The 13,719-nt window shown below is 71.0% G+C and carries 13 protein-coding genes; 11 read left to right on the top strand and 2 right to left on the bottom strand.

The annotated features are described in order from the left end of the window. The first annotated feature begins 110 nt into the window (after nt 1-110). The 4 genes from ABC270_RS00090 to ABC270_RS00075 all read left to right on the top strand — a co-directional run bounded on the left by ABC270_RS00090 (nt 111) and on the right by ABC270_RS00075 (nt 5,327). The gene (locus tag ABC270_RS00090; protein WP_412882014.1) at nt 111-1,919 is read left to right on the top strand and encodes an ABC transporter ATP-binding protein; all 1,809 of its coding nucleotides are present in this window, start codon (nt 111-113) and stop codon (nt 1,917-1,919) included. 37 nt (nt 1,920-1,956) lie between these two features. Next, entirely contained in the window at nt 1,957-4,089 is a 2,133-nt protein-coding gene (locus ABC270_RS00085; protein WP_412878917.1) for an acyltransferase family protein, read from the top strand. Nucleotides 4,090-4,129: 40 nt separating this feature from the next. Beyond that, entirely contained in the window at nt 4,130-4,555 is a 426-nt protein-coding gene (locus ABC270_RS00080) for a DUF805 domain-containing protein (RefSeq protein WP_412878916.1), read from the top strand. A gap of 76 nt (nt 4,556-4,631) precedes the next feature. Beyond that, a complete protein-coding gene (locus ABC270_RS00075; RefSeq protein ID WP_412878915.1) occupies nt 4,632-5,327 on the top strand; it encodes an acyltransferase in 696 nt (231 codons plus the stop codon). On the opposite strand, the gene ABC270_RS00070 is transcribed toward ABC270_RS00075, so the two are convergent. Next, entirely contained in the window at nt 5,285-5,737 is a 453-nt protein-coding gene (locus ABC270_RS00070; RefSeq protein ID WP_412878914.1) for an MGMT family protein, read from the bottom strand. The two genes, ABC270_RS00075 and ABC270_RS00070, sit on opposite strands and share 43 nt — an antisense overlap. Next, a complete protein-coding gene (locus ABC270_RS00065; protein WP_412878913.1) occupies nt 5,734-6,192 on the bottom strand; it encodes a GNAT family N-acetyltransferase in 459 nt (152 codons plus the stop codon). The genes ABC270_RS00070 and ABC270_RS00065 overlap by 4 nt, the downstream gene beginning before the upstream one ends. Before the next feature lie 117 nt (nt 6,193-6,309). On the opposite strand from ABC270_RS00065, the gene ABC270_RS00060 reads away from it, so the two are divergent. From ABC270_RS00060 to ABC270_RS00030, 7 genes are all read left to right on the top strand, one after another. Beyond that, nucleotides 6,310-7,551, top strand: coding sequence for an ROK family transcriptional regulator (locus ABC270_RS00060; protein ID WP_412878912.1), 1,242 nt, complete (start codon nt 6,310-6,312; stop codon nt 7,549-7,551). A 67-nt stretch (nt 7,552-7,618) separates the two neighbouring features. Continuing rightward, entirely contained in the window at nt 7,619-8,185 is a 567-nt protein-coding gene (locus tag ABC270_RS00055) for a DUF805 domain-containing protein (protein ID WP_412878911.1), read from the top strand. Then, entirely contained in the window at nt 8,182-9,021 is an 840-nt protein-coding gene (locus ABC270_RS00050) for a PhzF family phenazine biosynthesis protein (protein WP_412878910.1), read from the top strand. Before ABC270_RS00055 ends, ABC270_RS00050 begins: the two co-directional genes overlap by 4 nt. 128 nt (nt 9,022-9,149) lie before the next feature. Then, on the top strand, nt 9,150-10,511 hold the full coding sequence (locus ABC270_RS00045) for an extracellular solute-binding protein (RefSeq protein ID WP_412878909.1): 1,362 nt from the start codon (nt 9,150-9,152) through the stop codon (nt 10,509-10,511). Nucleotides 10,512-10,637: 126 nt separating this feature from the next. Next, nucleotides 10,638-11,588: a carbohydrate ABC transporter permease gene (locus ABC270_RS00040; protein WP_412878908.1), complete on the top strand. Its 951-nt coding sequence runs from the start codon at nt 10,638-10,640 to the stop codon at nt 11,586-11,588. Between the two features lies 1 nt (nt 11,589). Continuing rightward, entirely contained in the window at nt 11,590-12,489 is a 900-nt protein-coding gene (locus ABC270_RS00035) for a carbohydrate ABC transporter permease (RefSeq protein WP_412878907.1), read from the top strand. A gap of 19 nt (nt 12,490-12,508) precedes the next feature. Next, nucleotides 12,509-13,719: glycoside hydrolase family 38 N-terminal domain-containing protein (locus ABC270_RS00030; RefSeq protein ID WP_459562654.1), on the top strand; the 1,211-nt coding region annotated here is incomplete at its 3' end.

The raw sequence follows: 13,719 nt of genomic DNA, 5'->3' as shown, positions 1-13,719 counted from the left end.
GCCAGCAGGAACAGCAACTGCCCGTCGAGACGGCAGCAGAGCCGGGAGGCCCGGCCTCCGTCCCGCAGGAGGGCGCCGACACGCAGTCGGCGGCTCCGATCACCGCGTCGATCTCCACGCTCGGCGTGCGCGGTGAGGAGCGCGACGACTTCACCAAGGCGGAGAGCAAGCGCCTGCGCCGTCGCTCCCTCGCCCTGCTCGGGTCCCTCGCGGCACCGCTCAAGGCGCGGCTCGTGCTGCTCGCCGTCGTCGTGGTGGTCTCCACCGCGGGCACGGTCGCGGGGCCGGCACTCATCGCGTGGGGCATCGACAACGCCCTGCCGGCGGTGCTCGACCGGAACGACTGGGTGCCGGCGTTCGGTGTCGTCGCGACGTACATCCTCGTGGCGATCGCCGGCGCCGTCCTGACCGCCTGGTACACCGTGCTGGCGGCGCGGATCAGCCAGGCGATCCTGTTCGACCTCCGCAAGCGGGTGTTCCTGCACACCCAACGGCTGTCGCTCGAGTTCCACGAGACGTACACGTCGGGTCGGATCATCTCGCGCCAGACGAGTGACCTCGACTCCATCCGCGAGCTGCTCGACTCCGGTCTGAACCAGCTCATCCAGGGCGTGCTGTACATGGTGTTCACGGCGATCGCCCTCGTGGCGCTCGACCCGACGTCCGGGCTCGTGCTCGCCGTGTCGCTCGTACCGCTGTGGTTCCTGATCCGCTGGTTCCAGTCGAACTCGCAGACCCTCTTCCGGGCCACCCGCGTCACGTCGGCCCGGGTGATCGTGCACTTCGTCGAGACGATGACGGGCATCCGGGCGGTGCAGGCGTTCCGCAAGGAGTCCCGCAACCGTGACGAGTACGGCCGCTACGTCGAGGACTACCGAGTGGCGAACACGAAGGTGTTCAACCTGTTCGGGACGTTCGACCCGGTGCTCGTGCTCATCGGCAACGCCACGCTCGCGGCGGTCGTCATCGTCGGCGGCTTCCGGATCGTCGGCGGGTCGCTCGAGGTCGGCGCGCTGCTCGCGGTCGCGCTGTACGCCAAGCGGTTCTTCGACCCGGCGCAGGAGCTCGCGATGTTCTACAACGGGTACCAGTCGGCTTCGGCCGCGATGGAGAAGATCTCCGGCGTGCTCGAGGAGCGGCCGAGCGTGCCGGACCCGGTGAAGCCCACCCGCCTGGCCGACGCCACCGGGAAGATGGACTTCGACGACGTCGTGTTCGCCTACAACGCCGACAAGGTCGTGCTGCCGGCGTTCGACCTGCACATCCCGGCGGGGCAGACCATCGCGCTCGTCGGGTCGACCGGTGCGGGCAAGTCGACGCTCGCCAAGCTCATGGCGCGCTTCTACGACCCGTCCCAGGGATCCGTGCAGCTCGACGGCGTGGACCTGCGCGAGCTCGACACGAAGGACATGCGCCGCGCGATCGTCATGGTCACGCAAGAGGCCTACCTGTTCTCCGGCTCGGTCGCGGACAACATCGCGCTCGGGAAGCCCGGAGCATCGCGGGAGGAGATCGAGCGTGCGGCCAAGGCCGTCGGCGCGCACGAGTTCATCATGGCGCTGCCGGACGGCTACGACACCGACGTGAACAAGCGCGGTGGTCGGGTGAGCGCGGGGCAGCGCCAGCTGCTCTCGTTCGCGCGGGCGTTCCTCGCCGACCCGAAGGTGCTCATCCTCGACGAGGCGACGGCGTCGCTCGACATCCCGTCCGAGCGGCTCGTGCAGGAGGGCCTCGAGACCCTGCTCGCCGACCGCACGGCCGTGATCATCGCGCACCGCCTGTCGACCGTCGCGATCGCGCACCGTGTGCTCGTGATGGAGCACGGCCGCATCGTCGAGGACGGCACGCCGGACGACCTCATCGCCGGCACCGGGCGGTTCGCCCAGCTCCACGCGGCCTGGCGGGACTCGCTCGTGTAGATCGCGTTCCGCTGTTGATACTTGATATCCTGATGTGGTGACGCGCGCAGGGGAGTTCCGCACCGACGTGAACGCCCTGCGCGCGTTGTCCGTGCTGATCGTCGTGACGGTGCACGCGGCTGGGCTCCCGCGAGCCGGATGGCTCGGGGTCGACGTCTTCTTCGTGATCTCGGGGTACTTGATCGCCCGCTCGATGGTCCGCGAGCGGATCGCCAGCGGCCACTTCGCGCTGCGAGCGTTCGCGGCGCGCCGGTTCTGGCGACTGCTGCCGGCTGCCCTCGTCACGATCGTCGTCGTCGTCATCGTCGCTGCTGCGGGGCTCCGCCAGGCGTCGGCCGGCGCCGTGGCCGGCGACGGAGCCGCGGCAGCCCTGGGGGTCGCCAACTTCGTCTTCCTCGCACGCGACGCGGACTACTGGGCAGCGTCGTCCGCGACCTCGCCCTTCCAGCACTTCTGGTCGTTGAGTGTCGAGTTGCAGTTCTACGTCGTGTTCCCCGTCCTGCTGCTCGCCGCGTGGCGCGTGTTCGGCGCCCGGGACGCCGAACGTGTCCGGGCGCTCGCCGTCGGTGTCGGCGGCACGCTGGGCCTCGTCTCCGCGGTGTGGGCCGCAGCCGAGGGTGCGCTGGCACCGGGCGTTGCGTACTTCGACACCGGAGCCCGGCTCTGGGAGCTCGCGCTCGGCTCCGTCCTCGGCGCCGTGTCGGTACCCATCGCGACGCCGACGGGCTCGACGGGCAGCGCGTCGGCCGGGCCGCGGCGGATCGTCCCGTGGCCCGAGCCTGGTCCGCGCGCACGGACGCTGCTCGTGATCGCGGGCTTCGCCGTGATCGGTGCGGCGAGCCTCGTCGGACCGGCCTCCGACGGGGTCCCGATGCCCGACGCGCTGCCGGCGGTCGTGGGTGCTGCACTCGTCCTCGTCGCCGGGGACAGTCTCCAGCCGCTGCCGCTGCTGCGGTGGCGTCCGGTACAGCTGGTCGGCGACGCGTCGTACTCGATCTACCTCTGGCACTACCCGGCAGTCGTCGCCGCAGGACTCCTCGGCCCCGGGCAGCGCGTCCTCGGTGCAGCTCTCGGCATCGGCGTCGGGGTGGGGCTCGGGATCCTCTCCCGGCTGCTCGTCGAGCAGCCGGGCACGCGGATGGGCAGGAGGAGTCGGGCGCTGTCGCGCGGTGTGTTCGTGACGGTGTCGATCGCCGCAGTGCTCGCCGTCGGCAGCGTGGCGACCGCGACGCCCGCGCGCACCGGGCCGGACGACCGCGTGACGGCCGCGCTGCCGGATGCCCGGGCCCTGTCCGCGGCGATCGACTCCGGCGTGCGCGCCGACTCGTGGCCGCACGACCTCCGCCCGGGCCTCGACACTGCGTCAGCCGGACCGGCGGCGGGCTTCGAGGAGTGCGCCTGGACCGACATCGACGACCCAGCTTCGTGCCGCTTCGGGGACGTCCGCACCACCCGATCGGTGACGGTCGTCGGGAGCTCGGTCGGGACGTCGTTGATGCCGGCCGTGGTCGATGCCTTCGCCGCGGACGCCGTCGTCCGCGGGCTGACGGCCGAGGGGTGCCCCATGATCGGCATCACCGTCGAGGGCAAGACCGCCGACGACCGAGCGCGGTGCAACGCGCAGCGCGCCGCGGCCGTGCGGGAGATCAACCGTGCACGCCCGGACGTCGTCATCGTCACACATTCGTACGACGGTCTCGCGCAACAGGTCGGTGACCCGCCGCTCCGGGAGGCCGCGGCGCGGTGGTACCGGGCCGCCGCCGTGTTCGCGGACCGCATCCGTCCGTCCGATGCGGCGGTCGTCTTCGTGGCGGCAGCGCCCCAAGCGCCCGACCGAGCGCGATGTGCTGCACTGCGGTGGGCTCGACCGTCCGCATGTGCCACCACGCTCTCGGAGGCCTACGCCGCCGCCGCCGATGCCGAGCGACTGGTCGCATCCGAGCGCGCTGCCGTCCACTTCGTCGACTCGAGTCGCTGGTACTGCGACGCAGCCGGTGCCTGTCCGGCGATCGCCGGTGACGTGCTCATCCGCGAGGACGGGCAACACATCACGCGGGAGTTCGCGCACTGGATCGCCGGGGTGCTCCGGGACGCGGTGACGACGGCGACCGCGCCGACGGCGGCAGCTGTCGTGACGTCGGCCTCCGGACCTGACGGTGCAGGCCGCTGATCCGCCACGACGGACCGTTTCAGCATGGTTGGCTTGCACCATGAGCAACGACAGCCTGCAGCCCGGCGGCGTCGCCCTGCGCGACCCCTTCTACGGCGCACCCTTCGTCGAGGCCGTCCGACGGTTCTGGCGGAAGTACACCGTGTTCTCGGGCCGGGCGTCCCGGGCCGAGTTCTGGTGGTGGTGGATCACGTCGTTCGCCGTCGGTCTGGCGCTGCAGCTCGTCCCGCAGGCGTTCACGCCGGACGCGCCGCTGCTCGAGAGCCCCGTCGGGTCGTACCTGTTCGTGCTGTGGGGTCTCGCGACCCTGATCGGTTCGCTCGCCCTCGGCGCCCGTCGACTGCACGACGTGAACCTGTCGGGCTTCTGGCAGTTCCTGCACGTGGTTCCCGGCATCGGGTCGCTCGTCGTGTACGTCCTCTGCCTGCTGCCGCCGAACCCGAAGGGCACCCGCTTCGACCGCTGACCGGCCCGGCGGCGGGAACCCGCAAGAGTCGCCGGACCACAGGACGAACCCGGCCGGACCGCCCTACTGTTCGCGTGTGACCCACACCCCGAGCGGCCCGGCGGCCCGCCTCCGCGAAGACCTCACGTACGGCACCGAGCACGTCCTCTTCAGCACGCTCCTCGGCTCGGCGCTCGTCCCGCGGGTGGTCCGCCGCGCTCTCCTGAACCTCGCCGGCGCGCACGTCGGGTCCGGGCCCGGCGTCGGCTTCGCGCTCACCGGCTCTGCCCGCAACCTCACCATCGGCACCGGTGTCTTCTGCAACAAGCACGTGTCGATCGAGGCCGTCGCCCCCGTGACCATCGGCGACGACACCGCGATCGGCATGCAGGTGCTCATCGTCACGAGCCACCACGGCATCGACGCCGCTGGTGACTGGGACCGCACGGCCTCGGGTCGCGCGGTGGCGATCGGCGAGCGGGTCTGGATCGGCGCCCGGACGATGGTGCTCCCCGGTGCCGTGATCGAGGACGACGTGGTGGTCGCCGCGGGTGCGGTCGTCGCCGGGCACCTCCGCACCGGCGGGCTCTACGCGGGCGTCCCCGCCCGACGCATCCGCGACCTGCGGCCGTCGGAGTCCGCGGGCGTGCCGGACGTCGCCGTGACGGCAGCGGTCGCGAGCGGGTCGGGCGGACCCGTGCCGGGTCCGCGCACGGCGGGCCGCGAGGAGGCGGGGCCCGGCCTCGCGGTTCAGAACGGGTCGACGGGGAACCCGGGATCCGCCGGGTCGTAGCCACGGTCCGGTCCGTCGTCGACCCGACCCGGCCGGGAGGCGCGGTGCGCGCCCGCCGCGCCGGTCACGTCGTCCGACCGGTCACCCCGCTCGGGTGACCAGCGTGCGCGACGCATGTCGAGCCTCCAGGCCGAACTGCCGTGCACGAGCGGCGTGCCCTCCGCGCGGTAGTGCTCGAGCGCGCGGGCCTCGTGGTGGACCGGCGGCAGGCCACCGGACCGCACCACGCGCCACCAGGGCAGGTCCGACCCCTCGTGGGCCATCACCTTGCCGACCGCCCGTGCGGCCCGCGACCCGAGGGCCGCTGCGACGTCGCCGTACGTCATGACGCGACCGGACGGGATGCTCCGCACCACCTCGGCGACGGCGGCGCCGAAGTCGAGCGGCTCCGGCTCCGGCTCCGCGGTCACCCGAGGGTCAGGACCGCGAAGTGGTCGCCGTACTGCGTCTCGCGCACGAACTCGAAGCCGAGCGCGCGGAAGAACGCCTCGGGGCTGCCGCTCCCGCCGGGCTCGTAGACGACGGTCAGGCGCTCGAAGCCCCGGCTGCGTGCCTCGTCCGCGAGGCCGTGCACGGCGAAGCGCCCGACGCCCCGACCCTGCGCCGTCGCCGCGACGTTGACGCGCCAGATCGCACTGCGCAGCTCCTCCTCCGGGTTGTCGGCGTCGAACGTGCCGATGATCATGCCGACGACCTCGTCGCCGTCGAGCACGACGCGGGTCCACGCGGAGCTGGGCTTGACGTCCGACTCCGCCTGCCCGTACGTGGTCGGCTGCACGAACTGTTCCTGCCCCGGCTTCAGCGTCAGGGAGTTGGCCGCGGCGGCGGTCGCTGCGGAGAGCTGTTCGAGACGGAGATCGGCCATGCGGTCAGCGTATCCGTGCCGCCAGTCCGGGGGCCAGCGAGCCGCGTGGACCGATACCGCACCGTTGTCACCGTCCGCGAGGCCCGGGGGCGGGTTTCGGCGCGGTATGGTCGCGACATGGCAGAGCACCGGCGAGGAGCGAACCTCCCGTCGATCGGGGGGTTCAACCGGACCGTCGTGCTCGACGCCGTCCGACGCTCGCCCGAGGGTCTCAGCCGGGTGGAGCTCGCGGGGCGCACGGGCCTCAGCGCCCAGACCGTGTCGAACGTGACCCGGTTCCTCATCGAGGCCGGCATGATCGTCGAGTCCGGCACAGTCGTCTCCGGCCGGGGCAAGCCGCGCACGATCCTCCGGCTCGAGGCCGGCAGCCGCTACGCGGTCGGCGTGCACGTCGACCCCGCGATCGTGACCTACGTCCTGCTCGACCTCGCCGGCACGGTCGTCGCACAGAGCACCACGTCGACGCCCACCGCGGACGACCCCGCCGAGGTGGTCCGCACCATGGCCGACGCCGTGGACGCGCTCGTCGTGGGGGCCGAGGTCGACGTCGACACCGTCCTCGGCGTCGGCATCGCGAGCCCCGGGCCGATCGACGCGGAGGCCGGCGTCGTCCTCGACCCGCCGTTCCTGCCGCGGTGGCGCGACGTCCCGCTGCGCGACGCGCTCGCCGAGGCCACGGGCTACCCGGTGCTGCTCGAGAAGGACGTCACGGCGGCCGCGGTCGGCGAGATGTTCCTGGCGGGGGAGTCCGCCGCCCGGAACTTCGCGTTCGTGTACTTCGGCACCGGGTTCGGCGTCGGGCTCGTCCTCGACCACGAGCCCGTACGGGGCGTCGGTGCGAACGCGGGCGACGCCGGGCACATCATGGTCGACCAGGGCGCACTCGCCGGGACCCCGGACGGGTCCGGCACCCGTGGGGAGGTCGGCGCCGCGGTGGCCCCGGACCGACTCGTCCAGATCGCCGCAGCCCGGGGGCTCGTGCTCGGGGAGGTGACCGACGCGGCCTCGGTCGACCGGGCGTGGGACGCGCTCGCGACGGCGATCGCGGCAGGTGAACCGGACGCTCACGCGCTCGCTGCGGACGCCGGACGGGTCATGGGCAACGCGGCCGTGCTCATCGTGAACCTCCTCGACCTCGACCGTGTGGTGTTCGGCGGGCCGTTCTGGTCGCGGATCGCGCCGGCGGCGCTCCCGGCTGCGCGTGCCGCGATCGTGGAGTCGCCGCTGCTCGTGCCGAAGCACCCGATCGCGGTGGTCGAGAGCGACCGTGGCGCCGACGTCGCGGCGGTCGGCGCGGCGTGCCTCGTGCTCGACGCCGCGCTGTCGCCGCGAGCGAGCACCCTGCTCATCCGCCGCTGACGCGGGATCGGCGCACGGGGGACATGACCGCCGAGGTGCTGTGAGGTCTGCTCGGTAAGAAGGGCCGGTGACCGACGACGTGCAGCCACCTGTCGGGACGGCCTGGCACCGAGCCACGTTCCTGGCGTCCTTCGGCCGGTTCTGGCGCGGGTACACCGTGTTCTCGGGCCGGGCAGCCCGAGCCGAGTTCTGGTGGTGGGCGCTGTGGTGGTACATCCTCGCCAACGTCGCGCAGATCCCGTACCTGATCGGGATCCTGACGTGGCGGCCGCAGGACATCTCGCCTTCGGACGAAGCGGTCATGGACGAGGCGCTCCGCGCGATGAACCCGTTCCCGGTCTGGTGGACGCTCCTGTCCTCGTTGCCGCCGGTCGGCCTGGTCGGCCTGCTGCTGGTCGCGCTCCTCGCGCTCGCAGCACTGCTCCCGTGGATCGCGGTGACCGCTCGTCGTCTGCACGACACGAACCGTTCCGGCTGGTGGGTGCTCCTGGCAGCCGTCCCGATCGGCAACGTCGTCCTGATCGTGTTCCTCACGCTCCCCTCCGACGAACGCGGGGCGCGCTTCGATGGTCAGTCGTCCGGGTCGGGCGTCGGTCCAGGACCGGGCAGGCCGGGCGGTACCGTCGGGGGATGACCTCCGAGATCCTCCGGTACACCGCCTTCGCCGCCGAACCGGGCGGGGGCAACCCGGCCGGGATCGTCCTGGACGCCGCGGGGATGTCCGATGCCGAGATGCTGACCACGGCGCGCGAGGTCGGGTACTCCGAGACGGCCTTCGTCGTCGGCGGGACCCTCGACCGCCCGGTCGTCCGGTACTTCTCGCCCGCGGCCGAGGTGCCGTTCTGCGGGCACGCCACGGTCGCCACCGGGGTCGCGCTCGCCGAACGGCACGGCACCGGTGACCGCGTGTTCGTCACCCCTGCGGGCGAGATCGCGGTGCACACGTCGACCGGGGACGACGGCGCGGTGCTCCTCGCGATGACGAGCGTCGAGCCGCGGACGGCCGCGGTGGACCCGGGGCACCTCGCGCGACTCTTCGACGTCACGGGGCTCGGGCCGGACGACATCGCCGACGGCTTCCCGGTGCTCGAGTCCTTCGCGGGCAACCGTCACCCCGTGCTCGTCCTCGCCGACGACGAGCTGTTCCACCAGTTCCGCTTCGACCCCCGGGTGCTCGCGGAGCTCAAGGACGCGGCGGGGTGGGCCGGCACGGTGACGGTGCTGCACCGCACGGGGCCGCTCGAGTACGAGGCCCGGAACCTGTTCCCCGCGGGTCGGATCACCGAGGACCCGGCGACGGGCTCGGCTGCGGCGTCGACCGGGGCGTACCTCCGGGCGGTCGGAGCCGTGCAGCCGGGCGACCGCGTGGTGATCCGGCAGGGGCGGCACGTCGGGCGTCCGAGCGTGCTGCTCGTCGACGTGCCCGAGTCCGGCGGCATCACGGTGACGGGCGGCGCCACCCCGGTGTGAGGTCCCGGACCCCGGAAACAGTTCCGGAACGGTACCGGAATCCCTCTTGACACGGATAAGTCAATACGCTGGACTAATCCTGCGCGCGGGTGACAGCACCCGCGGACATCCCGTGCAAAGGAGCACCGATGAAACGCCGCACCCGAATCATCGCCGGTCTCGCAGCCGTGGCAGTCGCCGCGGTCGGACTGGCGGGTTGTTCCAGCTCAGGGTCCGCCTCGAGCGACACCATCAAGATCGCCTACCAGAAGTTCGGCGCCTTCCAGCAGCTCGACGCCCAGATGAAGGAAGTCAAGACGGCGTACGAGAAGGAGTACCCGGGCAAGAAGGTCACGCTCGTCCCGATCCAGGCGCAGGGCAACGACTACTACACGAAGCTCGCGCTCATGAACAAGGCGCCGGCGACCGCTCCCGACGTCATGTACGAGGACACCTTCCTCATCAAGGCGGACGCGCAGGCCGGGTACCTCCTGCCGCTGGACAAGTACACGGCGAAGTGGAAGGACTGGGACCAGTTCTACGACAACGCGAAGCAGGCCGGTGAGGGCGTCGACGGCAAGACCTACGGCGTCTCGATGGGCACCGACACCCGGGCCCTCTGGTACAACAAGGACATCTTCAAGAAGGTCGGTCTCCCCGTCCCGTGGGAGCCGAAGACCTGGGACGACGTGCTCGCCGCGGCGAAGACGATCAAGGAGAAGGACTCCGGCGTCATCCCGTTCAACATCTACTCGGGCAAGGCGCAGGGCGAGGCGTCGACCATGCAGGGCTTCGAGATGCTCCTGTACGGCGCCGACGGTGACGGCAACACGCTCTACAAGGACAAGAAGTGGGTCACGGGCTCGAAGCAGTTCCAGGACTCGCTGCAGTTCGTGAAGGACGTCTACCAGGGCGGCCTCGGCCCGACCCCGCAGCAGGCGCTCGACACCAACGTCGGCACGACCATCGCGCAGACGTGGCTGCCGCAGGGCAAGCTCGCGATCGACCTCGACGGCTCGTGGCAGTCCGGCACCTGGCTGAAGACCGGCACCGCCCCGTGGTCCCAGTGGAACGACGTGATGGGGACGGCAGCGTTCCCGACGCAGAACGGTCAGGAGCCCGGCTACAACTCGATGTCGGGTGGCTGGACGCTCGCGGTCGGCAAGAACTCGAAGAACCCGCAGGCCGCGTTCGACTTCATCACGAAGTTCCTCGACAAGGACGGGTCGCTCAAGTACGACACGGAGAACAGCCAGATCGCCGTCCGCAAGGACGTCGCCGAGGACAGCGCCTACACCGACGCGAACCCCACGTTCAAGTTCTTCTCCGGGCTGGTGGAGCACACCAACTTCCGCCCGGCGACGAGTGACTACTCGCAGATCTCGAACGCCATCCAGGTCGCGATGGAGTCGGTCATGACCGGGCAGCAGAGTCCGAAGCAGGCCGCTGCCGCCTACGACCAGGCCGTCGAGCAGGTCGTCGGGAAGGACAACACCGTCTCCGCCGGCTGACGGACGTCAGGTCCTGACGGACGTCACCACCTGACGGACGGGAGGCACGGCTCACGTCGTGCACCGTGCCTCCCGTCCGTCCCTCCCCATCCTTCGGAACCCTCTCCGCACCCGGAAGGCAACCACGTGTCCAGCACCCCCCTCGCGCCGACCCTGTCGGCGCCCGGTGCGCCGCAGCGCACCGATCCGCCGGCTCCGCGCAAGCGGAAGCCGCTGCGGAACGTCGGACGGGCCGTCCCGCTCCTGCCCGCCGTCGTCCTCCTCGTCATCTTCCTGCTCGGCCCCGTCATCTCGTCGTTCTACGGGTCGTTCACCAACTCCGCCCTGACCGGCGTCGGCGCCTCCGACCAGCAGTTCGTCGGCCTGAAGAACTACGTCGAGCTGTTCCAGGACCCGGACTTCCCGAAGTCGGTCATCCTCACCGTCGTCTTCCTCCTCGCCTCCGCCGTGGTCGGGCAGAACGTGCTGGGCCTCGGGCTCGCGCTCCTCATGCGCAGCGCGAACAAGGTCGTCCGGTCGATCGTCGGGACCTTCGTCGTGGCCGCGTGGGTGCTGCCCGAGATCGTCGCCTCGTTCGCCGCCTACGCGTTCTTCAACGACCAGGGCACGCTCAACGAGTTCCTGAAGCTCTTCGGCATCACCGGGCCGAACTGGCTTTACACGCTGCCGATGTTCTCCGTGATCCTCGCGAACATCTGGCGCGGCACCGCGTTCTCGATGCTCGTGTACTCCGCCGCCGTGCAGGAGGTCCCCGAGGAGATCACCGAGTCCGCCGAGGTCGACGGCGCCGCCGGCTGGCAGCGCCTCGTGTACATCACGATCCCCGTCATCCGCCGCTCGATCTCGACCAACCTCATGCTCACGACGCTGCAGACGCTGTCCGTGTTCACGCTCATCTTCGTGATGACCGGCGGCGGCCCCGGCACGAACTCGTCGACGCTGCCGATCCTGGCGTACCAGGAGGCGTTCAAGTTCTCGCAGCTCGGCTTCGGGACGGCCATCGCGACGATCCTGCTCATCGTCGGCGCGGTGTTCTCGATCATCTACATCAAGGCGTTGAAGCCGGAGGTGGACTGACATGGCGATCACCGCCGCTCGTCCCGACACGACCACCACCCGGGCTGTCACCGCCCCCGGTGCGCTCCACATGACCTCGCCACGCGGCCGCACGATGCGCTGGGTGTCGAACGTCGTGCTGCTCGTCATCGCCGTCTGCTTCGCCGTACCGCTGCTGTGGCTCGTGCTCGCCTCGCTCGACACGCAGGCGTCGCTGTCCGTGAAGATGCCGACGCAGTTCACGCTCGACAACTTCGCCAAGGTGCTCACGCCGGACCTGTCGTTCATCCCGCTCGGCAACAGCCTGCTGCTCTCCGGTGGGACCGCGGTCGTCACGGTCGTCGTCGCGATCCTCGCCGCGTACCCGCTCTCCCGGTACAAGATGCGGGTCAACAAGCCGTTCCTCTACAGCATCCTGTTCGGCACCGGCCTCCCGATCACCGCGATGATGGTCCCCGTCTACGCCCTGTTCGTGTCGCTCAACCTCATCGACAACGTGTGGGGGTGCATCTTCTTCCTCGCGGCCACCTCGCTGCCCATGGCGATCTGGATGGCGAAGAACTTCATGGACTCGGTGCCGGTGTCGCTCGAGGAAGCGGCCTGGACCGACGGCGCCTCGATGCTCACCACGCTGTGGCGGATCGTGATCCCGCTCATGCGGCCCGGCATCGCCGTGGTGTTCATCTTCGTGTTCATCCAGGCGTGGGGGAACTTCTTCGTCCCCTTCGTGCTGCTCCTCTCGCCCGACAAGGTGCCCGCCGCGGTGAGCATCTTCAACTTCTTCGGCCAGAACGGCGCCGTCGCCTACGGGCAGCTCGCCGCGTTCTCGATCGTGTACTCCGTGCCGGTCATCGCCCTCTACGTGCTCGTGTCCCGGGGCCTCGGCGGCGGCAACGCCCTCGCCGGCGGCATCAAGGGCTGAGCCAGAAGGAACCTCCTCCATGCACTCCGACGAACCGCTCGTCCACGCCCGGATCGCCCGGCTGGTCCGCGACCGCATCGACCCCGCCGTGCACCGCCGCTCGGCCCCGGTGACGATCGACGCCTGGCAGGTGCCGGACGAACCGGTGCCCTTCGCCACCGCCGTCGCCGCCGACTACGCCCCGTTCGACGGCGGCGCCTGGGGCGGGAAGCCCTGGGGCACGACGTGGTTCCGGATCCGCGGTACCGTCCCCGCCGACTTCGGCACCGCACCCGGCACCACCGCCGAACTCCTCGTCGACCTCGGGTTCACGAAGCGGAACCCCGGCTTCCAGGCCGAGGGGCTCGCGTGGCGTCCGGACGGCACGACGATCAAGGGCATCGAGCCGCACAACGACACCGTCCCGATCGAGGTCGGCCCCGGCGAGTCGTTCGAGGTCTACGTCGAGGCCGCCGCGAACCCGGACATCGGGGGCGACTCCTTCCAGGGCGCGACCCCGCTCGGTTCGAAGTCCACCGCCGGCTCCGATCCGATCTACCGCGTCCGCCGCATCGAGCTCGTCGAGCGCGACGACACCGTGTGGGAGCTCCAGCAGGACTTCTGGGTGCTCCGCGGGCTCATGGGCGAGCTGCCCACCGACGGCACCCGCGGTGCGGACATCCTGCGCGGCCTCGAGCGCGCCGCCGACGCCCTCGACCCGGACGACGTCGCCGGTACCGCTGCCGACGCCCGCGGGGTCCTCGCGCCCCTGCTCGCCGTGGGCGCATCCGGGTCCGCGCAGCGCGCGATCGCCGTCGGGCACGCGCACATCGACTCCGCCTGGCTCTGGCCCGTCCGCGAGACGATCCGGAAGTGCGCGCGGACCTTCTCGAACGTGCTCGACCTCATGGACCGCGACCCGGACTTCACGTTCGCCTGCTCCTCTGCGCAGCAGTACGCCTGGATCCGTGACGGGTACCCGTCGATCTGGGAGCGCATCAAGCAGCGGGTCGCCGAGGGTCGGTGGATCCCGGTCGGCGGCATGTGGGTCGAGTCGGACACCAACCTCCCGGGTGGCGAAGCCCTGGCCCGGCAGTTCGTCGCGGGCAAGCGGCTGTTCCTCGAGGAGTTCGGCATCGACACCCCCGAGGCCTGGCTCCCGGACTCGTTCGGGTACTCGGGCGCGCTGCCGCAGATCGTCCGCGCCGCCGGCTCGAAGTGGTTCGTCACCCAGAAGCCGTCGTGGAACGA

Origin of the sequence: Curtobacterium phoenicis (assembly GCF_047238015.1) — a bacterium.
Taxonomy (GTDB): domain Bacteria; phylum Actinomycetota; class Actinomycetes; order Actinomycetales; family Microbacteriaceae; genus Curtobacterium.
This window is presented reverse-complemented; position numbering and strand designations above follow the sequence as displayed.